The 22,255-nt window shown below is 64.0% G+C and carries 24 protein-coding genes; 12 read left to right on the top strand and 12 right to left on the bottom strand.

Annotation, left to right across the window (positions count from 1 at the left end):
* Positions 1 to 196 precede the first annotated feature (196 nt).
* A complete protein-coding gene (locus tag MUW49_RS14650; protein ID WP_103243597.1) occupies positions 197 to 685 on the top strand; it encodes a zinc ribbon-containing protein in 489 nt (162 codons plus the stop codon).
* Between the two features lie 85 nt (positions 686 to 770).
* Here MUW49_RS14650 and lnt read toward each other — a convergent pair whose 3' ends face one another.
* From lnt to miaB, 5 genes are all read right to left on the bottom strand, one after another.
* Complete coding sequence (gene lnt / locus MUW49_RS14645) at positions 771 to 2,300, bottom strand: apolipoprotein N-acyltransferase (protein WP_161470057.1); 1,530 nt, start codon at positions 2,298 to 2,300, stop codon at positions 771 to 773.
* A gap of 180 nt (positions 2,301 to 2,480) precedes the next feature.
* Positions 2,481 to 3,362, bottom strand: a complete 882-nt coding sequence (corC, locus tag MUW49_RS14640; protein WP_010673769.1) for a CNNM family magnesium/cobalt transport protein CorC — start codon at positions 3,360 to 3,362, stop codon at positions 2,481 to 2,483.
* A 95-nt stretch (positions 3,363 to 3,457) separates the two neighbouring features.
* A complete protein-coding gene (gene ybeY / locus MUW49_RS14635; protein ID WP_103243596.1) occupies positions 3,458 to 3,922 on the bottom strand; it encodes an rRNA maturation RNase YbeY in 465 nt (154 codons plus the stop codon).
* Entirely contained in the window at positions 3,919 to 4,977 is a 1,059-nt protein-coding gene (locus MUW49_RS14630; RefSeq protein WP_103243595.1) for a PhoH family protein, read from the bottom strand. Before MUW49_RS14630 ends, ybeY begins: the two co-directional genes overlap by 4 nt.
* Positions 4,978 to 5,027: 50 nt before the next feature.
* Positions 5,028 to 6,461: a tRNA (N6-isopentenyl adenosine(37)-C2)-methylthiotransferase MiaB gene (gene miaB / locus MUW49_RS14625; protein WP_010673772.1), complete on the bottom strand. Its 1,434-nt coding sequence runs from the start codon at positions 6,459 to 6,461 to the stop codon at positions 5,028 to 5,030.
* Positions 6,462 to 6,685: 224 nt separating this feature from the next.
* Here miaB and MUW49_RS14620 point away from each other — a divergent pair, with 224 nt between their 5' ends.
* Entirely contained in the window at positions 6,686 to 7,849 is a 1,164-nt protein-coding gene (locus tag MUW49_RS14620; RefSeq protein WP_128313184.1) for an FAD-dependent monooxygenase, read from the top strand.
* Positions 7,850 to 7,989: 140 nt separating this feature from the next.
* Positions 7,990 to 8,565 (top strand): isochorismatase family cysteine hydrolase, encoded by a 576-nt coding sequence (locus MUW49_RS14615; RefSeq protein ID WP_128313183.1) that lies wholly within the window; start codon positions 7,990 to 7,992, stop codon positions 8,563 to 8,565.
* 81 nt (positions 8,566 to 8,646) lie between these two features.
* Here MUW49_RS14615 and MUW49_RS14610 read toward each other — a convergent pair whose 3' ends face one another.
* Positions 8,647 to 9,528, bottom strand: a complete 882-nt coding sequence (locus MUW49_RS14610; RefSeq protein WP_128313182.1) for a LysR family transcriptional regulator — start codon at positions 9,526 to 9,528, stop codon at positions 8,647 to 8,649.
* A 114-nt stretch (positions 9,529 to 9,642) separates the two neighbouring features.
* On the opposite strand from MUW49_RS14610, the gene MUW49_RS14605 reads away from it, so the two are divergent.
* Together MUW49_RS14605 and MUW49_RS14600 are read left to right on the top strand one after the other, a co-directional pair.
* The gene (locus tag MUW49_RS14605) at positions 9,643 to 9,867 is read left to right on the top strand and encodes a hypothetical protein (protein WP_010673776.1); all 225 of its coding nucleotides are present in this window, start codon (positions 9,643 to 9,645) and stop codon (positions 9,865 to 9,867) included.
* Positions 9,864 to 10,535, top strand: coding sequence for an HAD-IA family hydrolase (locus tag MUW49_RS14600; protein WP_128296495.1), 672 nt, complete (start codon positions 9,864 to 9,866; stop codon positions 10,533 to 10,535). Before MUW49_RS14605 ends, MUW49_RS14600 begins: the two co-directional genes overlap by 4 nt.
* A gap of 21 nt (positions 10,536 to 10,556) precedes the next feature.
* Here the strand turns inward: MUW49_RS14600 and MUW49_RS14595 are convergent, their stop codons facing one another.
* Together MUW49_RS14595 and MUW49_RS14590 are read right to left on the bottom strand one after the other, a co-directional pair.
* A complete protein-coding gene (locus MUW49_RS14595; protein ID WP_244812907.1) occupies positions 10,557 to 12,017 on the bottom strand; it encodes a GGDEF domain-containing protein in 1,461 nt (486 codons plus the stop codon).
* Between the two features lie 107 nt (positions 12,018 to 12,124).
* The gene (locus MUW49_RS14590; RefSeq protein WP_201887857.1) at positions 12,125 to 12,727 is read right to left on the bottom strand and encodes a nitroreductase family protein; all 603 of its coding nucleotides are present in this window, start codon (positions 12,725 to 12,727) and stop codon (positions 12,125 to 12,127) included.
* Between the two features lie 290 nt (positions 12,728 to 13,017).
* Here MUW49_RS14590 and MUW49_RS14585 point away from each other — a divergent pair, with 290 nt between their 5' ends.
* Entirely contained in the window at positions 13,018 to 14,562 is a 1,545-nt protein-coding gene (locus MUW49_RS14585; protein ID WP_244812906.1) for a sensor domain-containing diguanylate cyclase, read from the top strand.
* Between the two features lie 241 nt (positions 14,563 to 14,803).
* Positions 14,804 to 15,277, top strand: a complete 474-nt coding sequence (locus MUW49_RS14580; protein ID WP_244812905.1) for a YMGG-like glycine zipper-containing protein — start codon at positions 14,804 to 14,806, stop codon at positions 15,275 to 15,277.
* A gap of 86 nt (positions 15,278 to 15,363) precedes the next feature.
* Here the strand turns inward: MUW49_RS14580 and MUW49_RS14575 are convergent, their stop codons facing one another.
* Together MUW49_RS14575 and MUW49_RS14570 are read right to left on the bottom strand one after the other, a co-directional pair.
* Positions 15,364 to 16,320 carry a D-2-hydroxyacid dehydrogenase gene (locus MUW49_RS14575; RefSeq protein ID WP_048207117.1) on the bottom strand — a complete coding sequence of 319 codons (957 nt, stop codon included), beginning with the start codon at positions 16,318 to 16,320 and terminating at the stop codon, positions 15,364 to 15,366.
* Between the two features lie 121 nt (positions 16,321 to 16,441).
* Positions 16,442 to 17,212 (bottom strand): DUF3530 family protein, encoded by a 771-nt coding sequence (locus MUW49_RS14570; RefSeq protein ID WP_039041094.1) that lies wholly within the window; start codon positions 17,210 to 17,212, stop codon positions 16,442 to 16,444.
* A 310-nt stretch (positions 17,213 to 17,522) separates the two neighbouring features.
* Between MUW49_RS14570 and MUW49_RS14565 the strand changes: the two genes are divergently transcribed.
* From MUW49_RS14565 to MUW49_RS14550, 5 genes are read left to right on the top strand one after another with little or no spacing between them, the layout of a single operon-like run.
* A complete protein-coding gene (locus tag MUW49_RS14565) occupies positions 17,523 to 18,563 on the top strand; it encodes an isopenicillin N synthase family oxygenase (RefSeq protein ID WP_039041093.1) in 1,041 nt (346 codons plus the stop codon).
* A gap of 21 nt (positions 18,564 to 18,584) precedes the next feature.
* Positions 18,585 to 19,397: a MetQ/NlpA family ABC transporter substrate-binding protein gene (locus MUW49_RS14560; RefSeq protein ID WP_143237191.1), complete on the top strand. Its 813-nt coding sequence runs from the start codon at positions 18,585 to 18,587 to the stop codon at positions 19,395 to 19,397.
* The gene (locus MUW49_RS14555; RefSeq protein WP_280520811.1) at positions 19,394 to 19,882 is read left to right on the top strand and encodes an ATP-binding cassette domain-containing protein; all 489 of its coding nucleotides are present in this window, start codon (positions 19,394 to 19,396) and stop codon (positions 19,880 to 19,882) included. Before MUW49_RS14560 ends, MUW49_RS14555 begins: the two co-directional genes overlap by 4 nt.
* On the top strand, positions 19,833 to 20,189 hold the full coding sequence (locus MUW49_RS21935) for a hypothetical protein (protein WP_348521189.1): 357 nt from the start codon (positions 19,833 to 19,835) through the stop codon (positions 20,187 to 20,189). The genes MUW49_RS14555 and MUW49_RS21935 overlap by 50 nt, the downstream gene beginning before the upstream one ends.
* Positions 20,174 to 20,845, top strand: coding sequence for a methionine ABC transporter permease (locus tag MUW49_RS14550; RefSeq protein ID WP_010673787.1), 672 nt, complete (start codon positions 20,174 to 20,176; stop codon positions 20,843 to 20,845). The genes MUW49_RS21935 and MUW49_RS14550 overlap by 16 nt, the downstream gene beginning before the upstream one ends.
* A gap of 94 nt (positions 20,846 to 20,939) precedes the next feature.
* On the opposite strand, the gene efp is transcribed toward MUW49_RS14550, so the two are convergent.
* Positions 20,940 to 21,506: an elongation factor P gene (gene efp, locus MUW49_RS14545; protein WP_010673788.1), complete on the bottom strand. Its 567-nt coding sequence runs from the start codon at positions 21,504 to 21,506 to the stop codon at positions 20,940 to 20,942.
* Between the two features lie 45 nt (positions 21,507 to 21,551).
* A partial coding sequence (earP, locus tag MUW49_RS14540) for an elongation factor P maturation arginine rhamnosyltransferase EarP (RefSeq protein ID WP_244812904.1) occupies positions 21,552 to 22,255 on the bottom strand: 704 nt, incomplete at its 5' end.

Genomic DNA, 22,255 nt, shown 5'->3' with positions numbered 1-22,255 from the left:
GAATACCCATATCCTGCGGCGGCAACAACCGCCAGCATCCGCCCGGTCTCGGGCCAGGTCAGGTACCCGCGAGGATTTGCAGCGCCGCAAGAGCCGCGAGAGTCGCAACGAAGTGAGAATGGCAACCGCCGCCCGTATCCGCCGAGCCCGAGGTCAGGGTCTGGCTCGATCGGGATTCAGCAGAGGAGTGATGGCCATGGACAAACGTCGACAAGGGTATGAAGCCTTTATCGCCCAGCTCAAGAAGCAGTGGGAAGAGACGGAAGCGTTTCAGGGAGAGCGCCTCAACCGGATGATCGCCAAGGTGCAGGCCTATCTGGAGGCGGCCGGGGATCTGACCCAGGACGAGCTGGCGCTGATCGCCGAGTATGTGAAGCGGGATCTGGGCAACTATGACGAAGGGCGCAAGGATGAGCAGGTGGAGGAGTCCGCCTTCATGCTGGCGCTCAAGGACACCGCCTGGTCCTGGCTGGCGGACGTGACCGACCGAACCCAGGTGGAGTGGCAGGAGTTGGCGGACGAGCTGGAACACAAGGGGGTCTACCGGGCGGGGGACTGGGTGGGACTCGGGGTGCTGGTGTGCGACCACTGCGAGTGGCGCCATACCGTGCTGCACCCGGAGCAGCTTGACACCTGCCCGGAGTGTGGGGCCGATGAATATCATCGCGAGCCGCTGTCTCCTTGAGCCGCCAGACTGTGCCAAGCCATAAGCCAAACCATAAAAAGAGGCGCCCAAGGGCGCCTCTTTTGTTTATCGGCGTTGTGTGGTCTTAGCCCTTGCGCGCCCAGGGGTGGGCACGGGGACGCAGCCACAGGGCCAGCCCCAGCAGGGCGGCGGCCAGGCCATACATGGGCCAGCTGCCAAAACGCAGATAGGGGGTCACGCCGTGAGCGGGACGCACCTCGGTGCGCAATACTCCAGCCTCGAACTGTGGGATCTGGGCGATGATGCTGCCGTCTATCTCGGTGACGATGGTGATGCCGGTGTTGGTGTCGCGCAGCAGCGGGCGGGCCAGCTCGAGGGCGCGCATGCGGGCGATCTCCATGTGCTGCCAGGGGCCGATGCTGGTGCCGAACCAGGCGTCGTTGGAGACGGTCAGCAGAAAGTCGGTATCCGGCTGCACATTGCGGCGCACCTCGTCCGGGAAGATGATCTCGTAACAGATGGCGGCGGCAAACTTGAGCCCCTTGGCGATCAGGTTCGGCTGCACCTCGTCACCCCGGCTGAAGGAGGACATGGGGAGGTTGAAGAAGGGGGCGATGGGACGCAGCAGATCTTCAAAGGGTACGAACTCGCCGATGGGCAGCAGGTGGTACTTGTAGTAGCGGTTCTTGTGCTCGTAGTAGTAGGACTCCTTGCCCTCAGCATCCTGCACCCCCATGCCGAGCACGGTATTGAAGAAGCGCTGCTGTTTCAGATCGTAATGGATGATCCCCGCCAGCAGGCCGGTGTCGTTCACCTTCATCGCCTTGTCCAGGCTCTCCAGATAGGAACCCATCTCCTTCTCGATGGCCGGGATGGCGGACTCCGGCCAGACGATGATGTCGGCATCCTGGTTCTCGCGGCTGAGATCCTGATACTTGCGTACCGTCGGCACCAGGGCCTCCGGATCCCACTTGAGGGACTGCTCGATGTTGCCCTGCACCAGCGCGACCTTGACCGGCTCACCCCGGGTCACCCAGTTGAGCTGCATCAGCCCCTGGGCGGCGCCCACCAGGGCGACGGGGAGCAGCAGCCAGGCCGGCTTGCGGTGCTGCCATACCAGCCAGAGGGCGGAGGCGGTGAGCAGCAGGGCGAGGGTGATGCCCTGCACCCCGAGAAGGGGAGCGAAGCCCTTGAGGGGGCCGTCTATCTGGGTGTAGCCGAACCAGAGCCAGGGGTAGCCTGTCATCACCCAGCCCCGCAGCCAGTCGGCCATCAGCCAGAGCGCCGGGAAGGCGAGCAGCCAGCGGCTCCAGTGGCGGCCGACAAAGAAGCGGGCGAAGAGCCAGCAAGCCAGGGTCGGGTAGAGGGAGAGATAGGCGCAGAGCCCGGCCAGCAGCACGAAGGCGGCCGGCAGCGGAATGCCGCCAAACTCCGTCATGCTGACGTGGATCCACCACTGCCCGGGCAGGAACAGACCCATGGCGTAGCCGAAGCCGCGCCAGGCTGCCTGTTTGGGGGTGGCCTTGTCCAGCAGGGCGTAAAGGCCGAGCAGGGAGGGGATCACCAGGGGCCAGTAGCCGAAAGGGGAGAAGGCCAACACGGCGATGGCGCCGCTGGCAATGGCAAACAGGCTGGTCAGGAGTTTCGATTTCACGGGGGATCGGGGCTCGAATTGGACTGAATGGAAACACAATGGCCGACATCTTAACCGCAAACCGGGTCAACGGCGAGCCTCGCGGTCGGCGTGGGCCCAGGGGCGGTCGCGCGGCGGGAGAGAGGCAAAAAAAGCGCCCCTGACGAGAGGGGCGCGGGATGTGCGTGGGGCTGGGCGGGATCAGGACTCCGGCTGCGCCGCCGCATGATGCTCGGGGATCTTCACCTGCAACTGTTGCAGGCGACGGCGATCGGCGTGCATCACCTTGAACAGGTAGCCGTCGAGTTCGATCTCTTCACCCTTCTTGGGCAGGTGGCTGAAGGCGTGCATCACCAGACCGCCGACGGTGTCCACCTCTTCATCGCTGAACTGGGTGCCGAAGAAGTCGTTGAAGTCCTCGATCTCGGTCAGCGCGCTCACCGAGAAGACCCGCTTGCTGATGCGGCGGATCTCTTCCGGCTCGTCCTCGATGTCGTCGAACTCGTCGTCAATCTCGCCGACGATGAGCTCCAGAATGTCCTCGATGGTCACGAGGCCAGAGACACCGCCAAATTCGTCCACCACGATGGCCATGTGGTAGCGCTCTTCCCGGAACTCCTTGAGCAGGCGATCGACCCGCTTGCTCTCAGGCACGATCACCGTGGGACGCAGGATCTTCTCCAGCTGGAGCGGCTCGCTGGCATGCTGGCCGCCAAAACCGAACGGCAATAGATCCTTGGCGAGCAAGATGCCCTCCACGTGATCCTTGTCTTCGTTGATCACCGGGAAGCGGGAGTGGCCGGATTCGATGATGACCGGCAGGAACTCGTCCACCGGCTGGGACTTCTCGATGGTCACCATCTGGGAGCGGGGGATCATGATGTCACGCACGCGCAGCTCGGCAATTTCGAGCACGCCCTCGATCATGTCCTTGGTGTCCTGATCGATGAGGTCCCGCTCTTCGGCATCGGCGATGACCTCTACCAGATCATTGCGGTCTTTTGGCTCGCCCTGGAAGAGTTGGCTGAGTTTGTCGAGCCAGGTTTTCTTCGGCGAGCCGGTACTAGGGTGATCGTCGGTCATTTTCTCTCTTGGTTACTCGTATGAACACACTTGAAATCGTTGTGGCTATATGAGGATGGGCATCGGCTGTTTCAAGACGATGACCATCCAGTTCGTTACTCTTCGTCGTTCAGATAAGGATCGGCGAAGCCCAGTTCCTGCATGATGTCGCGCTCGAGCTGCTCCATCTCCTCGGCTTCCTCGTCCTCGATATGGTCATAACCTAGCAGATGCAGACTGCCATGCACAACCATGTGAGCCCAGTGGGCCATCAGGGGCTTGCCCTGTTCGACGGCTTCGGCCTCGACCACCTGGCGGCAGATCACCAGATCCCCGAGCAGGGGCAGCTCGAGACCCGGCGGCGCCTCGAAGGGGAAGGAGAGCACGTTGGTGGGCTTGTCCTTGCCGCGATAGGTATGGTTGAGCTCGCGGCTCTCCGCCTCGTCCACTAGGCGCACCGTCACCTCGGCCTCGGGCTGGAAGCCCAGAATGGTGCCGTCGAGCCAGCCTTGCAGCTGGGCCTCGGTCGGCAGGCCGTCGTTGCTGGCACAGGCCAGTTGCAGATCCAGGGTCACGCTCATTGGGCACTCTCTTTGCTGGTGTTCTCTTTGCGGGGAGTGGCTGCGCTCTTCTCGGCCGCCTGCTGGGCATCGAATGCCTCGTAGGCCTGGACGATGCGGGCGACCACGGGATGGCGCACCACGTCCTTGGACTCGAAGAAGTTGAAGGATAGGCCATCGACCCCCTGCAACACCTCCAGGGCGTGGCGCAGGCCGGACTTGGTGCTGCGGGGCAGGTCCACCTGGGTGATGTCGCCGGTGACCACCGCCTTGGAGTTGAAGCCGATGCGGGTCAGGAACATCTTCATCTGCTCCGTGGTGGTGTTCTGGGCCTCGTCCAGGATGATAAAGGCGTCATTCAAGGTTCTGCCTCGCATGTAGGCGAGCGGCGCCACCTCGATGACGTTGCGCTCCATCAGCTTCTCCACCCGCTCGAAGCCCAGCATCTCGAACAGGGCGTCGTAGAGGGGGCGCAGGTAGGGGTCCACCTTCTGGGAAAGATCGCCGGGCAGGAAGCCGAGCTTCTCACCGGCTTCCACCGCCGGGCGAGTCAGCAGGATGCGGCGGATCTCCTGGCGCTCCAGGGCATCCACGGCGGCGGCCACGGCGAGATAGGTCTTGCCGGTCCCGGCGGGCCCGATGCCGAAGCTGATGTCGTGGCGCACGATATTGGCGATGTACTGGGCCTGGTTCGGGCTGCGGGGCTTGATGAGACCGCGCTTGGTCTTGACCGTGACCTCCTTGCCATACGGCAGGGAAGGGGCGGGTTCGTCGTCCTGCTCCAGCACGCGGGACTCCTGCACCGCCAGGTGCACCATCTCGGGGGTGATGTCGCTCACCTTGCTCCCCTTGAGGGGCTGGGTTTCCACATAGAGGTGCTTGAGGATGACGGCAGCCGCCTCCACCTGGGCCTGCTTGCCGATCACTTGGAAGTGGTTGTCCCGGTAGCTTATCTCGATGCCGAGACGTCGCTCCAGCTGCTTGAGGTTGTCGTCAAAGGGTCCGCACAGGCTGGCGAGGCGCTGGTTGTCGGCAGGTTCCAGATGCAGATTCAGGGTGGAGATGTGTCGGCTCAAGGTGTCCTCTTATCGGTTGTTCCCCCGCCACGGGGCGGGGGAGAGAGTCATCAATGGGGTCTGAAGGCCGCAACGCCCAGATCATCGGGCACGTTGTCAGGACGACGGGCGAGGATCTCGCTCGGGGCCGTGGCGATGCGCAGGTTCATTTCGTCCTCGCCGCGGATGAAGCGGCCGCGCAGGGAGTAGGGGCGTACGTCGGTGATCTCCACGTCGGCGAAGCCGCCGATGAGGCGGTGCGGCCCTTCGAAGTTGACCACCCGGTTGTTCTCGGTGCGGCCACTGAGCTGCATGGGATCCATCTTGGAGGGCCCCTCCACCAGGATGCGCTGCACCGAGCCCAACATGGCGCGGCCGATGAGCATGGACTGGTGATTGATGCGGTTTTGCAGTCGGGTCAGGCGGGCCTTCTTCACTTCCATGTCGACGTCATCGGGCAGGTCCGCGGCCGGGGTGCCGGGGCGCGGGCTGTAGATGAAGCTGAAGCTCATGTCGAAGTTGATCTCCTCGATGAGTTTCATGGTGGCCTCGAAGTCTTCGTCCGTCTCGTTCGGGAAGCCGACGATGAAGTCGGAGCTCATGGTGATGTCGGGACGCACGGCGCGCAGGCGGCGGATCTTGGACTTGTACTCCAGCACGGTGTGCGGGCGCTTCATCATGGTCAGGATACGGTCGGAGCCGCTCTGGATGGGCAAGTGCAGGAAGCTGACCACCTCGGGGGTATCACGATAGACCTCGATGATGTCGTCGGTGAACTCGACCGGGTGGCTGGTGGTATAGCGAATGCGGTCGATGCCGTCGATGGCAGCCACCAGGCGCAGCAGCTCGGCGAAGGTGCAGACCTCCCCGTCGAAGGTCGGCCCCCGGTAGGCGTTGACGTTCTGGCCGAGCAGGTTCACTTCGCGCACCCCTTGCTGGGCGAGCTGGGCGATTTCATAGAGCACGTCATCCAGCGGTCGGCTCACCTCCTCGCCACGGGTGTAGGGCACCACACAGAAGGAGCAGTACTTGGAGCAGCCTTCCATGATGGAAACGAAGGCGGTCGCCCCCTCGGCACGGGGTTCGGGCAGGTTGTCGAACTTCTCGATCTCGGGGAAGGCGATGTCCACCTGGGCACCGCGCCCCTCCTGCACCTGCTTGATCATGGTCGGCAGGCGGTGCAGGGTCTGGGGTCCGAAGACGATGTCCACATAGGGCGCCCGGCTGCGCAGGTTCTCCCCTTCCTGGGAGGCGACGCAGCCGCCCACCCCGATCACCAGCCCCGGTTTTTTCGCCTTGAGCTTCTTCCAGCGACCGAGCTGGTGGAACACCTTCTCCTGGGCCTTCTCGCGGATGGAACAGGTGTTGAGCAGCAGCACATCTGCCTCTTCCGGCTCCTCGGTAAGCGTGTAGCCATTGCTGGCATCCAGCAGGTCCGCCATCTTGGACGAGTCGTACTCGTTCATCTGGCAGCCCCAGGTCTTGATATGAAGTTTCTTGCTCATTGCTTCTCGTGACTGGTTTTGAAATCGGCAGGGTCAAAGGACCGGCCATTTTACTCCGCAATCCCGGTGCTGACCAGTCTGGGGCCGCCCGCCGCCATCAGGGCCGGCTTGTCGTCGGCAATTGCGCATCCCTCTCACTGTTTCTGCCGCCTCCTTGCGTTATCATGCCCCATTCGGTTCGGCCCTTGCCCCTTATCGCGGGGACTCCTTGCAGGAATCAAGTTATGGAACAGTGTGATATCGCCATCGTCGGCGCCGGCATGGTGGGCGCCGCCACCGCCTGCCTGCTGGCGGCAGAGGGGCTCTCGGTACGGGTCATCGAGACCCGGTTGCCCGAGCCCTATGCCCCCGAGCAGCCGCTGGATCTGCGGGTTTCCGCCATCAGTCAGGCCTCGGTGGCGCTGCTGACCCGGGCCGGTGCCTGGCAATATCTGCAGCAGATGCGGCTGTGCCCCTATCGCCGGCTGGAGACCTGGGAGCTGGACGGCTTCGCTACCCGCTTCGACGCGGTGGATCTCGGGCTGCCCCAGCTCGGCTACATCATCGAGAACCGGCTGATCCAGCTCGCCCTGCTGAAAAGGATGGAGGATTTCCCGACCATCCAGACCCATACCCCGGCGGCGGTGACGAGTCTGCGCCAGAGTGCGGATGACGCCGTGCTGACCCTGGATGACGGCACCGAGCTGCAGGCGCGCTGGGTGCTGGCCTGCGATGGTGCCGAATCCCACACCCGGCGACTGGCCGGCATCGGGGTGTCGCGTTTCGAGTACCGCCAGCACTGCATGCTGATCAACATCGACACCGATTTTGCCCAGGAAGACATCACCTGGCAGCAGTTCACCCCGAGCGGCCCGCGCGCCTTCCTGCCGCTGCCGGGCCGCCATGGCTCCCTGGTCTGGTATGACAGCCCGGCCCGCATCCGGGCGCTGGCCGCCATGAGCAACGAGGCCCTGGCCGTCGAGGTGCGCCGCCACTTCCCCAGCCGCCTTGGCGGTTTCACCGTGACGGCCAAGGGGAGCTTCCCCTTGGTGCGCCGCCACGCCAACGACTATCACGCCGGGCGAGTGGTGCTGCTCGGGGATGCGGCCCACACCATCAACCCGCTGGCGGGGCAGGGGGTCAACCTCGGTTTCAAGGACGTGGCCTGCTGGGCCGGGTTGCTCGGCAAGGCGGGGGCACTGTGGCATGAGCTGGCGCTGGCCGGGCGTTACGAGGGGCGACGCCGCCCTGACAACCTGCTGATGCAGTCGGGGATGGATCTCTTCTACGGGGTCTTCAGCAACGAGATAGGCCCCCTCAGGCTTGCCCGCAACCTGGCGCTGAATCTGGCGGACAAGGCGGGCCCCCTCAAGGAGATGGCGCTACGCTATGCGCTTGGGCTGGTATGAGGCAGTGCGTGGCACTGCCAGGTGCCAATCGGGTGGCATATCAATCCGTGTGATGGTGCCAGCCGGTTTTTTATATGGCCGCGAGGAGTGATCCTGGCGGCCCAGGGGCAAAACGGCCTCAGGCAAGGGGGGAGCACACCATGAACAAGGCATTGCTGGTGATCGATTTCATCAACGACATCGCCCACCCGGACGGGCGCATCGCCGCCTCGGCGGCCCAGGTGATCGAGCAGGACGCCATTGCGCACGCCAATCAGGCGCTGGCTCATGCCCGCGCTCACGGCTGGCTGGTGGTGCTCATCAAGGTGGGGTTTGACGAGGGCTATCTGCTGCATCCCAGGGGTTCCCCCATGTTTGGCCGTGCCCGGCAGTTCGGGGCCCTCTCCCTGGCGGACAGCGGCACCGACTTTCACCCGGAGCTCGATGTGCAACCCGGGGATCTGGTGCTGACCAAACCCAGGGTCAGCCCCTTCTACGGCACGGCGCTGGAGCCGGCGCTACGGGCCAATCGCATCGAGCATCTCTATGTGTGCGGCGTGAGCACCAGCTGGGCCATTCAGGGGGCGGTGCGAGATGGTCACGATCGGGACTACGCCATCACCATCCTGGAAGATGCCTGCGCGGCGGCGGATGCCGCAGAACATCAGGCTTCCCTGCGCATGCTCGGTCGCATTGCCGAGATCATCAAGGTCGCGGAGCTGGCGGAACGGGACTGAGCCCGGCCATCCTCTCCTGCAGGCATCTCATGCATCTCATGCATCTCATGCATCTCATGCATCTCATGCATCTCATGCATCTCATGCGGGCTCGGGGTGCGTTTCTCTCACCATGGCGAGGAAGCGATCCCGAATGGGATCGGCAAATTCCGGGTTCCACACCAGGCTGATTTCCCATTCCGACCAGGGGCCGGAGAGAGGGTAGAGGGTCACCTCCTTGCCCGCGATGAACCCTACGCTGCGCGGCAGGATGGCGTTGCCGATACCGGCGGCCACCAGGGCGACCAGGGTCTGGATGTCTTCCGCCTCCTGGATGAGACCGGTCAGCCGGTTGGCACCGAGGAAGCGGGCGATCTGCTGGCTGAGACCCGGACAGCGATGGCCCACCATCTGCAGCAAGGGATCGCGGATCAGCGCCCGCTCCAGGTCGAAGTCCGGCCCTGCCACCCGGGTGGGGACGGCCAGCACCAGCCTGTCCGTCAGCAACCTGTGTTCCCTCAGCTGCGGCGCATCAGGCCGTCGCATGAAGCCCAGTTGCAGCCGACCCGCCAGCAAGTGCTCCTGCTGGATGGCGGAGGTGGTGTCCCGCAGGTGGACCAGCACGTCGGGGGCCTGCTGTTTGAAACGGGCCACCAGGGAGGGGGCCAGTGCAAAGCTGGAGAGCCCGAACCCGATGTTGAGGCGTCCGGCGGCACCGCTTGCCAGCGCCAGGGCATGCTGCTCGAATCCCTTGCCGTGATCCACCAGAGCCCTGGCCTGGGGCAGCAACTGGAGGCCGATGGCGGTCAGCTCGGCCCCGTGGCGGCCCCGGTTGAACAGGGTGCTGCCGAGGGCCTGCTCCAGCCCCTGGATCTGCTTGGTCAGGGCCGGTTGCGTCACAAAAAGCCGGCTGGCCGCTTCCCGGTAGTTGGCACTCTCGGCCAGCATGACGAAGGCCTGCAATTGTCTCAGGTCGAATCTCATTCCATTTGGTTATCCAATGTGGCGATTTATTGATTATAAGTTATCTAGTCTCCTTGTTCTAATGGTCTCGAAACGGGCCTGCTTGCCCGCTGTTCAGCCACAAGGAGTCATGTCATGTCGAGCGAACGCTATCTGTTTTTGATCAAGGGGAGCCTGGTGATGGCTCAGCCGCTGGCCGCACCGGAGACCGGGGAGCTGCTGACCAGCCTGTTGCAGCAGGGGTTCGTCGTCGCCCCCTTGCCGGTGTGGGCCAGCAATGCGGAGCAGGCGCTCGCCTGTTACGAGGCCGCTGCCCAGCGGCAGGTCTTCGCCGATGCGCTGGCGGGGAGAGCCCTGTGAGCGCGGTGCGCGTGAAGGCTGCGGCCCTGCTGCTGGACATGGACGGGACCCTGGTCCACTCCACCGGCGACGTGGAAGTCGTGTGGCGGCGCTGGTGTCAGCACCATGGGCTGGATCCCGCTCCCGTGCTCGCCATGTGTCACGGCGTGCGCTCACGGGAGGTGATAGGGGCCCTGGCTCCCCAGCTGGACATGGCAGTGGAGGTGGCCCTGCTCGACGATCTGGAGATGGAATACGCTGCGGCGCCGATACCCCTGGACGGTGCCCGGCGACGGCTCGAACAGCTGCCGTCGACGCGCTGGGCTCTGGTGACTTCCGCAAGCCGGAGGGTGGCAGAGCACCGGCTGCTGCACGCCGGATTGCCGCTGCCCCGACTCCTGGTGTGTGCCGGTGATGTGGTACGGGGCAAGCCGGATCCCGAGCCTTATTTGCTGGCTGCCAGCCGGTTGGGACTGGCTCCGGCCGATTGCCTGGTGTTCGAGGATGCACCAGCGGGCATCGCCAGCGCCCTGCAGGCGGGTTGCCAGGTGGTGCAGATGGGGGGAACAAGGCGGTATGACGACAGGCTCAAGGGCTGGCTGCGGGACTGGCGCGGGATCGAGATCGAGGTGGCACCGGACGGGCTCCATCTTCATCTGCCCGCCCCGCTGCCGGCAGAGGCAGGATGATGACGACAAGGGGCACGCCATTCAGGCGCCGCAAGATTGCCCGATGCTGGGGGAAGCCTGCTCAGCCGAATAGCGTTCCACCCGGTTGCGGCCATTGTGCTTGGCCAGATAGAGCGCCTGATCGGCGCGAGAGAGCAGCTCGTCCAGATTGAAGGGGCCCTCTTTCTGGGAGGCGATACCGATGCTGACTGTGATGCAGACGGCGGGCTCTGCTCCAGTTTCTTCCCCTGGCTGCGCGACGATTTTTCGCAGCCGCTCGGCAACTGCCATGGCCTGCTCCTCGCTGAGGCCGGGCCAGATGGCCACGAACTCCTCTCCCCCCAGGCGACAAAAGAGATCTCCCGGTCGAAGCTGGTCGCGCACCCGGGCCGCGAAGCTGCTCAACTGGTTGTCACCCTCTTCGTGACCGTGACGATCATTGATGCGTTTGAAATGATCGATGTTCAGCATGCAGACCGCCACAGGGTAGCGCTGCACCGTGAGGTGCTGGAGCAGTTCGTTGGCGGCCGACCAGAAGCCGGCCCGGTTCAGCGCACCGGTCAGGTGATCGTGGTGGGCCAGGTGTCTCATCTCCCGCAGCAGGCTGTTGCGGGCCGCCATGATGCTGGCGGCGGTCAGGGGGGTGAGAGCGATCAGCATGACCCCTATCCGGACGGAGAACATCCAGTACTGGGTCTGGACATCGTGATTGATGACGAGGTGGCCGTTTGAGAGGGCGATCAGGATCAGGGTGCTGTAACTCAGGGTCAGCAGGCTGGTGGCGAAGACGGAGTAGGTGACGGCGCACCAAAGCAGCGCCGGTACCGGGAAGGCGATGGATCCCGGCCCCTCGACGAGCAGGGTGAGCAGCAGGGAGGCCACCAGGCTCAGCAGCGGCATCAATCTGGCCCAGGAGAACTCGGTGCGGTAAAGGAGGGTGCGCCAGGGGGGCACGCTGTCATGGGGAGGCAGTGTCAGGAGCACCGGCAGTATGGTCATGTAGTTCACCAGCTCGCTGGCAAACCAGAAGCCCAGCCCGTAGAGCGGGGGGCCCAGAGACAGGATGGGATTGATGATGGCGCCGACCACGCCGGCGGCGAGGGAGGCGGCCAGGGTGTTTCGCAGCAGGAGCACGAGGGAGGTGGGGCGCCTGAGGAGCTTGTCGGCAGGCGCGAGCCGATGCATCAGCAGATACCCGACGCCGATGCCGGCCAGGTTGCCGCAGGTCAGCAGGATGGTTTTGAACAGGGGCTCGCCGGTGAAGAGGGCGGCGAGAAAAAAGCCCAGTATGCCGCCGGCCCAGCCCGCCGGGGTGGCCAGGCGTGGATAGCGCACCATGCAGCCGAGCAGGACCGCATTGGCAGGCCAGAAGGCCGCCAGCAGGTTGGGGGGGCGGGTGAAGATGCCGATCAGCGAGAACAGCAGTACCAGGGCGGCGACACACAACAGAGCGGACAAGGGCGTCAATGTGCATGAGGTACGTTGGCGTGCGATGTCCCCCATGGGGACCTCCTGACAAGAGAGCGTTTGTTCAGAGTATGGCTGGCACGTGACAAGGGTGAACGAGGGGGAGAGAAGAAAACGCCCCCTGGTGGAGGGGGCGTGAAGGCTTACTTGAAGACCCGGAAACGCACGTCGTCGTCGATGAAGGTCTTGTCGCCGGCAGGTTGCTCTATGCTGCCAAAAGGCATCTGGGCACGAAGCAGCCAGCTGGCGGGCAGGTCCCACTCCTTGCGCACCGCATCGTCGATGAGCGGGTTGTAGTGTTGCAGGGAGGCGCCGATGCCCTCCTGGGCCAGGGTGGTCCAGACCGCGAACTGGGCGATCCCGGTGGCATGTTCGGACCAGATGGGGAAGTTGTCGGCATAGAGAGCGAATTTCTGCTGAAGATCCTCGATGACGGCGGTGTCTTCGAAGAAGAGCACGGTGCCAGCCCCGGCGCGGAAGCTGCCGTTGATCTTGGCTTCACTCTGGGGATAGGCCTCCGGCGGCACTATCTTCTTGAGCTCCGCCTTGACGATGTCCCACAGCTTGTGGTGCTGCTCGCCGAACAGGATGACGGCGCGGGAACTCTGGGAGTTGAACGAAGAGGGGCTGTGCTTGACGGCATCCTTGATGAGGGCGGTCAGCTGGGTCTCGGAGTGGGTCACCCGGTTGCCCAGGGCATAGATGGTACGACGTGCTTTGATCTGTTCGATAAACGGACTGCTCATAACATCTCCTTGGTTGATGAATCATCACCGCCAGCGTTGCCGACAAAGGTCATCTGGCTCCGATTTCTAGAGTCATCGACTATAACACCTTGCGGGCAATAAACCGTCAACGAGGAGTAATGACTGTTTCTACTTTTTATGGATATTCACATGACGGATGTGAATATGGCCGCGAGACACCTTGATATCTTTTTTATCATTAGCAGTGGATGTTAATGACTTCAATCAATATCTTTTGCAGATTTTTAATCTATAAAATTCATCCAATATGACATTTTATAGAGAGTGACATGACGGCGGCGCTGATCAAGGAACGCTATTACATACTGACTCCGCTGTCGTTTCTCCTGGGAGGGCTGGTGCTGATCGCCACCCTGTTGCTGGCGGCAGCCAGCTACCTGAGCAGCATCGACAAGACGGTGGCGGGTTACGGTCACATGCTGGCCGCCCTCGACGCCACCCTGTTCCAGGACATGGCGCAGGACAACCGCCGCCAGCTTGGCGTGCTGGAGGCGTCCCTGGACAAGCAGGCCATCGCTGCCGGGGCATCGGCCATCAATCCCATCTGGGCCATTGCCCATCAGTTCAAGTACGACGCCCACTTCCTCTATTTCTACAACGCGCGCACCCATCGGCTCGACGGCTATCCCGACTGGCAGCAACCGGAGGGCTACCGGGCACAGGCGCGGCCCTGGTATCAGACCCTGTCCGGCGAGGGCGATGATCTCGTCTGGTTCGGTCCCTACCCGGAGTTCGATTCGGCTCGGCAGGTACTGACCCTCATCAAGCGGGTCAAGGATCATGAGGGGCAACTGCTTGGACTGCTGATGGTGGACATGTCGTTCAGCGCCTTGCAGGGGGCGTTGCACCGGGCGGTGGGTGAGGATCCGGTGGCCCTCTACATCACCGAGCGCAAGGGCGGCAAGCTGGTGGTGGGGCACAATTTGTCGCTGTTGCCGCCCCGTCTCGAGCGGGAGACGCAGGCGGCCGGCCTGGACGGGTTCTGGGCAGGTCGCCACCTGCAACACGCTCTGGAGGGGATGGAGTGGGATCTCAACGTCTATCTCCCCCCCTCCCATTTTCATGAAAACCTGCAAGACACCCTGTTGATGGTGGTGCTGCCCGCCCTGGCATTGCTCTGCATCTGGCTGTGCAGCCTGTGGTTTCTGGTGCGGATCTTTCGCCAGGAGCAGGCGCTGGTGCAGGGCTCGCTAAGCGGCCTCATCCAGGATGAGGCGCGAAAGGAGATCCAGCGGCGTCAGCGAACCTGGTTCGTGCACGGCAGCCTGGGGGAGATAGAACAGGTGCGAAACAGCCTGCTGCAAGGGCAGGATGCCCTGCTCCACGACCCTCTCACCGGCATCCTGAACCGGCGAGCCTTCGATCAGCAGCGGGCCGGGCTGGAGCAGGCGGGGAGGCCCTACTGGCTGGTGCTGTTCGATGTGGACAACTTCAAGCGCGTCAACGACAGCTGGGGACACGGTGTGGGGGATGCGGTGCTGTTTCGGGTGGCCACCATCATGGCGAGAACCCTGGGGGATGAGCAGGTCTACCGCATCGGGGGCGATGAATTTGCGGCCTTGCTGCCCTGGGAGCAGGCGGAGGTGGAATGCCGCCTGACCCACCTGCTCGGTCGGGTGAAAGCCCTGAAATGGCGGGAGTTCGCCGACGCCATCACCCTGAGCGCCGGCGGCGCGCGCTATCCGGATGATGCCCTGACGCTGCTCGAGCGGGCGGATGCCTGCCTGTACGAGAGCAAGCACCAGGGGCGGGATTGCTGGCATCTGGCGGCGTCGTCGCCCGTTGACGGGGAGGTTGTGACAGTATCTGTCTGACGGTGATCGCTGCAAAAAAGGGCCTTTGGGCCTAGAAAAGGGTCATGACGGGGATGATTTCTCGTGTGACCTTTTTTTTTGATGTGGTTTCAGGTGGTTAGCCTGCTTTCTTGCATCGTGTCGCGAACCGGAGACAGGGAGGGCTGGCCGTGAGGTGCCCCTTGCGGCAGTGGCGCAGGTCAGGGGGCTTTGTATAGTGCAGGGAAAAATAATCAATCATCAGGTTTGACAGGAGTACCCCATGAAAATGAAACCGTTTGGCATGAGCGCACTGGCGCTGCTGGGGGCGTTGCTGTTGGGCACAGGACAGGTGCAGGCATCCGAGACCTTCAATACCATTCTCGGCGGCGGAGCCGGCGGGGTGGCGGGCACCATGATCGGCAAGGAGCTGGGTGGCGACACCGGCGCCCTGGTGGGGGCAGCCTTGGGGGGCGCGGCCGGTGGTGCGGCCACGGCCAATAGGGGCAACAAGAACGAAGCTGCGCTCGGCGGCGCCGTCGGTGCCCTGGGCGGGGCTGCCATCGGCAAGAGTGTCGGTGGCAGCACGGGCCAGCTGATCGGCGCCGGTATCGGTGGTGCCGGTGGCTCCGCCATCGGAGCCAGGACCGGGGATGGTCACGAGAGCCGCGGCGATCGCTATTACGATGACAGGCGCTATCACAAGCACCACAAGAAACACAAAAAGCACCGCAAGCACAGATGGTATGACGACTGATGCCGCGGCAAGCTGATCGACAAAAAGGGGCCTTTGGCCCCTTTTTTGATCCCGCTGCCGGCCCGTGAGGGGCGGCGAGCGGCCTCTTACACCAGCCGGTGCTGGCGCCTGCCAAGGGAGAAGGCGTTGATGTTGTCGATGAGCTGATCCGCGAGGCGCTGCATCGACTCTTCGCTGGCCCAGGCCACGTGGGGAGTCAGGATGAAATTGGGGTAACGCAGGGCCTGCATCAGGGGGTGATCCGGAGGCGGCGGCTCGACACTCGCCACATCGAAACCGGCGCCGCCCAGACGGCGGTTGCCGAGGGCTTCGAGCAGCGCCTGCTCGTCCACCAGGCCGCCACGGCCCACGTTGATGAGCAGGGCGCCCGGTTTCATCAGGGCCAGCTCCCGCTCCCCGATGAGATGGCGGGTGTAGGGGGTGAGCGGGCAGTGCAGGCTGATCACATCCGAACTTTGCAGCAGGGCATCCAGGGGCAGTCTGTCGTCATCCCCCGGGGAGCCGACCTGGCTCTGGGCATAGTAAACCTCCATCCCGATGGCGCTGGCCCGCTGTCCCAGTGCCTGTCCCAGGGTTCCCTTGCCGATGATCCCGAGGCGCTTGCCATGCAGATCCGTGATGGGGTGGTCGAAGAAGCAGAACTGGCCGCTTTGCTGCCAGCGCCCCTCCAGCAGGGACTGGCGCCAGGCGAACAGGTTGCGCGACAGGGCGAGCATCAGGGCCATGGCGTGCTCGGGGACGGAAGGGCCCGAGTAGTTGCGGATATTGCACACGGCGACATTGGCGGCGCGGCACGCCTCCAGATCCAGGTTGTCGCTGCCGGTGGCGGCCAGAGCGATCAGGCGCAGTTCGGGCAGCTGGGCCAGTTCATCGGCCCCGATGCGCACCTTGTTGATGATGGCGATGCTGGCGCACTTGAGCCGCTCCACCACCTGATCCGGCGCCGTGGTCGGGTAGCTTTGCCAGTGATGGGGAAAATCGGGGCGGCGCAGATTGATGCCGGTGTCCAGGGTGTCGCTGTCGAGAAACACGATTTGCTGCATGAAGCCTCCTGCCATTGGTTCGGACATGATGCCAAACATGGAGGGCGGCTGACCAGCGCGGTGGCATCGGGTCAAGTCCGATGGGGAAGGCAAAAGGCGGGTGGCTGTGCCTCGGAGGGACTCAGATCCAGCCCAGGTGCGTCAGCCAGCCCTGGATGCGCCCCGGCGTCTCCTCCAGATCCATCAGGGCATAGGGGCGGTAGTTGAGCTTGTGGCTGCGGCGGCTCTCGCTTCTGCGGGCTTCGGCCGCCAGCAGGGGCCAGCGTCCTCCCTCCTCCTGATAGAGATCCAGGGTAGGGATGCTGCCCTGGGCTATCTGCTTGGCGAGGGTCTGGTTGCTCAGCTGGTTGGGGAAGAAGCCGTCGAGCAGCACCAGGGCATCGGGGGCGGGCAACTGTTCGCTGGCGATGAGGTTGGCGGCCCAGGCGGCGCTGGTACCCTGGGCCAGCAGCAGCTTGAAGCCCCCCTCCTGCAGCTTGGCATCCCCCAGCTTGCTGATGCGGGAGGCAAACTGCTTGCGAAAATCGTCGATGACCTGCTGTTTCTTCTCGGCGGCGGGGTCGAGCTCGGTCTGCTGCGGCGAGGGGAGCAGCAGCAGGGTATCGAAACCGAGGCGCCCCAGCTCCCGGGTCAGTTGCCACAGCTGGCCGCTGCGCTGCCAGTCGGGCAGCAGGATAACCAGACCCACGTAGTTGTCGCTGTCGTGCTTGGCAAACAGTACCTGTTGCTTGTCCACCCTGGTGCTGTCGGGTATTCCCTGCCAGTCGCTGCTCTGCCAGTAGTCGGGGGGAACCAGGGGGGCTGGATCCGGGGCGGCGCCTGACGGTGCCTGCCCGGCGCCGTGGGCGGCAAAAGCAAGCAGGGTCAGCAGCAGATAGGGGCGAAATGTCATGGGGGATCCTCCAGCACTCCCTCATAGCGGCCTCGCCGGGGGTTTCTTTAGGGCAAGGGGGCACATCGGCATCGGCGGTGGCGAAGAGGGTCTGACCGGCGGGCCGGGCACGGGCCCGGGATTGTTCCAAATGGCAAAGCATTCCCGGTTTTGATTGTTCCATCCTGTGACCCATACATGGTTCAGTAAGGGCAGGCAGACAGGGGGCCGGGGCATGTCGTCACTGGCCGCAGGCGGAGAATTCTCCCCCCCTGTCTCGTCAGAACGAGAGATTCACCCTCACTTTCCATCGACAGGGAGCGTTATCGCCATGAGCACCTTGGTTCACTTGCCCATCCTCGACCTGAGGCAGCTGGATGCCTCGCCCGACGCCCGGGCCGATTTTCTGGCATCGTTGCGCGATGCCGCGAGAGAGACGGGATTTTTCTACCTGACCGGCCACGGCATCGATCCCGAGCTGCAACAGGAGGTGCAGCAGCTGTCGCGGGCCTTCTTTGCGCTGCCTCTGGCGGCCAAGCAGCAGGTCGCCATGATCCACTCTCCCCATTTTCGTGGCTACAACCGACCGGGGGCGGAGCTGACCCGGGGTCAACCCGACTGGCGAGAGCAGTTTGATATCGGTGCCGATCGCCCAGCCTTGCCGCGCGCGGCGGGCGACCCACCCTGGTGGCGGTTGCAGGGGCCGAATCAGTGGCCGGAGGCGCTGCCGACACTGCAACCCGTGCTGACGCGCTGGCGTGGGCAGATGACCCGCATGTCCCGTACCCTGCTCGGGGCTTTTGCCGAGGCGCTCGCACTGTCGCCAGATGCCTTCGATGCCCTGCACGGAGAGCGTCCCAACGAACATATCAAGCTGATCCGCTATCCCGGTGAGCGGGGCGCCACCCAGGGGGTCGGTCCCCACAAGGATTCGGGCTTCCTGAGCTTCCTGCTGCAGGATGACCAGCCCGGCCTGCAGGTGGAGGTGGCGCCGGATCACTGGATCGACGCGCTCCCGCTCCCTGGCACCTTCGTGGTCAACATCGGTGAGCTGCTGGAGCTCGCCAGCAACGGCTACCTGCGTGCGACCGTGCACCGGGTGGTGCCGTCGGCGCCGGGGCAGGAGCGTCTCTCCATCGCCTTCTTCCTGGGGGCCCAGCTCGACGCTGTGGTGCCCGTCTATCCGCTGCCCGAGGCACTGGCCCGTGAAGCCAGGGGGCCTGCCACCGACCCGCACAATCCGCTGCTGCGGGAGGTGGGCTGGAACTACCTCAAGGGGCGGCTGCGTTCCCACCCTGACGTGGCATTGCGCCACCATGCCGATCTGTTGCCGGCGCCCCGGGCGCTGGCGGTCGGCGAAACCACCCATTGATTGCATGGCAAGGAGCACAAGATGAACAAGCACGGACTGTTTTCCCTGAGCGGCCTGGTATTGGCCCTCGGACTCTCTCTCTCCGCCCAGGCAGCCCAGGCGCTGCGGGTTGCCGCGGATCCACTGCCCCATGCGGATATCCTCGGCGAGGTGAAACGCCAGGACCCTTCGCTGGATCTGCAGGTGATCGAGCTCAGCGGCGGCATCAATGCCAATGCCCTGTTGGTGGCGGGTGATGTGGATGCCAACTACTTCCAGCACGTCCCTTACCTGCGGGATCAGGAGAAGGCGCTCGGCACCGAGCTGGTGGTGGCCGCGACCGTACACGTGGAGCCTCTTGGCATCTATTCGAAGAAGTTCAAGCACTTGAAGGAGGTACCGGAAAAGGCGGTGATAGCCCTGCCCAACAATGTCACCAACCTGAGCCGGGCCCTCTATCTGTTGCAGCACGAGGGGCTCATCACCCTCAAGGCCGGCCATGAAGATCCGGCGCGGGATCTGGCGACGGTGCACGATATCGCCACCAACCCCAAGGCGCTCAAGATCCTGGAGATCGAGGCGCCGCAGCTGCCGCGCTCCCTTGACGACGTGGATCTGGCGGTGATCAATGGCAACTATGCCCTGGAGGCGGGGCTGGAGCCTGCTCGCGATGCCCTGGGGCTGGAGAGCGCCCAGAACAATCCCTACGCCAACATCCTGGTGACCACCCCGGCGCTCAAGGATGATCCGCGGATCCGCCAGTTGGCGCGGGATCTGGAGTCCAGGGCGATCGCCGACTTCATTCGCAAGAGCTACAAGGGGTCGGTGATCCCGGTGGCCGGGCGGCAGTCATGATAGTGCTGGAGGGGCTCGGCAAGCAGTACCCGGGGCACGGGCAACCCGCTCTGGAGGGGGTGTCGCTCGAGATTCCGGATGGGGCCATCTACGGCATTCTCGGGCGCAGCGGCGCGGGCAAGAGCACGCTCATTCGTTGCCTCAATCTGCTGGAGCGGCCAAGCCGGGGCCGCATCCTGTTCGATGGCCGCGACATCACGGCCCTGGAGGGAGCGGCCTTGCGCCGCCACCGTCAGGGGACCGGCATGATTTTCCAGCACTTCAATCTGCTGCACGCCCGCAGCGTAGAGGAGAACGTGGCGGTCCCGCTGGAAATCGCCGGAGTGGCGCGCCGGGAGCGGGCGGCCCGGGTCAGCGAGCTGTTGGAACTGGTGGGGCTTGGCGAGCACCGTCGCGCCTTCCCCTCCCAGTTGTCGGGGGGGGCAGAAGCAGCGAGTGGGCATCGCCCGCGCCCTGGCCGCCAATCCGCGCCACTTGCTCTGTGACGAGGCGACCAGTGCCCTGGATCCGGAGACCACGGAGTCGGTGCTGGCGCTGCTTGCCGACATCAACCGCCGCCTCGGGATCACCATAGTACTCATCACCCACGAGCTGGAGGTGGTCAGGGCCATCTGCGATCACGCGGCATTGCTTGAACGGGGTCAGCTGGTGGAAAGCGGCGCTCTGGGCACCCTGCTGGCCAACCCCGACTCCCGCGTGCGGCAGGCCCTGTTGCCGGATCCCGAGATCCTGCGGCGTTTCATGGCGCGTCACGGAGTCACAGAGGAGGTGCGTTTATGCAGAGTCGCCTGAGTGTCGATGCCTTGCTTGAACTGATGTATCAGGGGTCGCTCGAAACGCTCTACATGGTGGGAGTGGCGGCCGTGTTCACTCTGCTGCTGGGGCTGCCGACCGGGGTGCTGCTGGTGGTGACCCGTCCCGGGGGCGTGCTGCCCTTGCCCCGTCTCAACATGGTGCTGGGGATCGGTATCAACATCGGGCGGTCGCTCCCCTTCGTGGTGCTCCTGATCGCCCTGATCCCCCTGACCCGGCTGGTGGTCGGCACCTCACTGGGCAGCACCGCCGCCATCGTTCCCATTACCCTGGGGGCCTTCCCCTTCTTTGCCCGGGTGGTGGAGAGCGCCCTCGATGAGGTGGACAAGGGGCGCGTCGAAGCCGTGCTCGCCATGGGGGGCAGCGGCTGGCACGTGGTCGTCAAGGCGCTGCTGCCCGAGGCCTTGCCGGCGCTGCTGGCCGGACTCACCCTGACGGTGGTGATGCTCATTGGCTTCTCCTCCATGGCGGGGGTGGTCGGTGGCGGCGGGCTCGGGGATCTAGCGATCCGCTACGGCTACCAGCGCTTTGACGACAAGGTGATGGCAGGGACAGTGGTCATGTTGCTGCTGCTGGTGCAACTGGTACAGGGGGTGGGGGACAGGCTGGTGCGGGCACTGGCCCATCGCCGCTAGGGGCACGGCTTCTCATCAGGCCGGCCGTGAGGTGCCAGCCAATAAAAAAGCGAGCCTTGGCTCGCTTTTTTTGCAATCACATCAAGGGGTCAACTTAGTTGACGCGACGCTTGAATTCACCGGTACGGGTGTCGATTTCGATCTTGTCACCGATCTCCACGAAGGCGGCAACGGCCAGCTCGTAGGAGGTGCCCTTCAGGCGGGCAGGCTTGGTCACTTTACCGGAGGTGTCGCCACGGGCGGCCGGCTCGGTGTACTCGACTTCACGCACGATGGTGGTCGGCAGTTCTACGGAGATGGCTTTCTCGTTGTAGAAAGTCACTTCGCAGAGGTCTTCCATGCCGTCTACCAGGTAGTTCAGGGCATCACCCAGGTTGTCTTTCTCGACATCGTACTGGTTGTACTCGGTGTCCATGAAGACATACAGCGGGTCGGAGTAGTAGGAGTAGGTGCACTCTTTACGCTCCAGCTGAACGACTTCCAGCTTGTCGTCGGCCTTGAAGACGGTCTCGGTGGCGCTGCCGTTCAGCAGACCCTTCAGCTTCATCTTGACCACGGCGGAGTTACGGCCGGATTTGTTGAATTCAGCCTTCTGGACCACCATCGGCTCGGTGCCGATCATGACTACGTTACCAGCGCGGATTTCCTGTGCGGTTTTCATGTAAAAAATTCCTGTTCGTGAAACGGACGGATAAAAACTGCCAGATTATATACGGCTTTCTAAAAATTTCACCAACCTCGTGACGAGATCCCCGTCCGCCAGCAGCCTCTGTGGCCAGGTGCGCCCATGTTGCTGCCATATGGCCGCGTATTGCGGCCATTGTGCCCAGAGTTCACCCGTATGCTCCCCCCGGTTGAGGGCATGGTTGAAGCGGCGCAGCCACTGACCGGCCGGCGCTGGCAAGGGGGAGAGGTAGTGGTCGAGAAAACCGTCCAGCTTGACCATGTGGGCATCCTCTTCCTGCTTGTAGATGTGCCAGAGGAAGGGGCGCCCCGCCCACTGGGCCCGCACGAAGGAGTCCTCCCCGCGCACCAGGTTGAGATCGCAGCTCCACAGCAGGCGATCGTAGCCCCTCTGATCGGTCATCGGCAGCAGCTTGATGGTGAGGTTGCCCGCCTGGAGCAGATCTCCGGCCCGGGCACCGGGAATGGCCTCTGCCAGCCCTGCGCCGATGAGCACGTCGTCGAGGGAGCGCCCCAGCGGCAGCAGCAGGGTGACGGGGGTGACGCTCTGGCGCCAGCCCTCGACCAGGCTCCTGAGCGCCTCGCTCTCGTAGGTAAAGAGGCTGACCCGCAGCTCGTCTTCTCGTTGGGGCGGCAGGCCGAGGCTGGCCCAGTAGGCGGCCAGTCCCGCTTCATCCTGTTGCCAGCGCTCGCGCTCGACGATGAGGCCTCGCTCGCACAGCAAGC

Origin of the sequence: Aeromonas sp. LsrichE-8G (assembly GCF_022869435.1) — a bacterium.
Lineage (GTDB): Bacteria > Pseudomonadota > Gammaproteobacteria > Enterobacterales > Aeromonadaceae > Aeromonas > Aeromonas caviae.
The sequence above is the reverse complement of the archived record's forward strand: the minus strand, read 5'-3'. Positions and strand labels throughout refer to the sequence as shown.

Coding starts and splice junctions, on each gene's coding strand:
- MUW49_RS14570 (WP_039041094.1), bottom strand. CDS start 17,212: ATGACATTTCGCCCCTATCTGCTGCTGACCCTGCTTGCTTTTGCCGCC.
- efp (WP_010673788.1), bottom strand. CDS start 21,506: ATGAAAACCGCACAGGAAATCCGCGCTGGTAACGTAGTCATGATCGGC.
- miaB (WP_010673772.1), bottom strand. CDS start 6,461: ATGAGCAAGAAACTTCATATCAAGACCTGGGGCTGCCAGATGAACGAG.
- MUW49_RS14555 (WP_280520811.1), top strand. CDS start 19,394: ATGATAGTGCTGGAGGGGCTCGGCAAGCAGTACCCGGGGCACGGGCAA.
- MUW49_RS14550 (WP_010673787.1), top strand. CDS start 20,174: ATGCAGAGTCGCCTGAGTGTCGATGCCTTGCTTGAACTGATGTATCAG.
- MUW49_RS14650 (WP_103243597.1), top strand. CDS start 197: ATGGACAAACGTCGACAAGGGTATGAAGCCTTTATCGCCCAGCTCAAG.
- MUW49_RS14605 (WP_010673776.1), top strand. CDS start 9,643: ATGTCGAGCGAACGCTATCTGTTTTTGATCAAGGGGAGCCTGGTGATG.
- MUW49_RS14595 (WP_244812907.1), bottom strand. CDS start 12,017: ATGGGGGACATCGCACGCCAACGTACCTCATGCACATTGACGCCCTTG.
- MUW49_RS14620 (WP_128313184.1), top strand. CDS start 6,686: ATGGAACAGTGTGATATCGCCATCGTCGGCGCCGGCATGGTGGGCGCC.
- corC (WP_010673769.1), bottom strand. CDS start 3,362: ATGACCGACGATCACCCTAGTACCGGCTCGCCGAAGAAAACCTGGCTC.
- MUW49_RS14575 (WP_048207117.1), bottom strand. CDS start 16,320: ATGCAGCAAATCGTGTTTCTCGACAGCGACACCCTGGACACCGGCATC.
- MUW49_RS14560 (WP_143237191.1), top strand. CDS start 18,585: ATGAACAAGCACGGACTGTTTTCCCTGAGCGGCCTGGTATTGGCCCTC.
- MUW49_RS14615 (WP_128313183.1), top strand. CDS start 7,990: ATGAACAAGGCATTGCTGGTGATCGATTTCATCAACGACATCGCCCAC.
- MUW49_RS14590 (WP_201887857.1), bottom strand. CDS start 12,727: ATGAGCAGTCCGTTTATCGAACAGATCAAAGCACGTCGTACCATCTAT.
- ybeY (WP_103243596.1), bottom strand. CDS start 3,922: ATGAGCGTGACCCTGGATCTGCAACTGGCCTGTGCCAGCAACGACGGC.
- MUW49_RS14585 (WP_244812906.1), top strand. CDS start 13,018: ATGACGGCGGCGCTGATCAAGGAACGCTATTACATACTGACTCCGCTG.
- MUW49_RS14610 (WP_128313182.1), bottom strand. CDS start 9,528: ATGAGATTCGACCTGAGACAATTGCAGGCCTTCGTCATGCTGGCCGAG.
- MUW49_RS14580 (WP_244812905.1), top strand. CDS start 14,804: ATGAAAATGAAACCGTTTGGCATGAGCGCACTGGCGCTGCTGGGGGCG.
- MUW49_RS14565 (WP_039041093.1), top strand. CDS start 17,523: ATGAGCACCTTGGTTCACTTGCCCATCCTCGACCTGAGGCAGCTGGAT.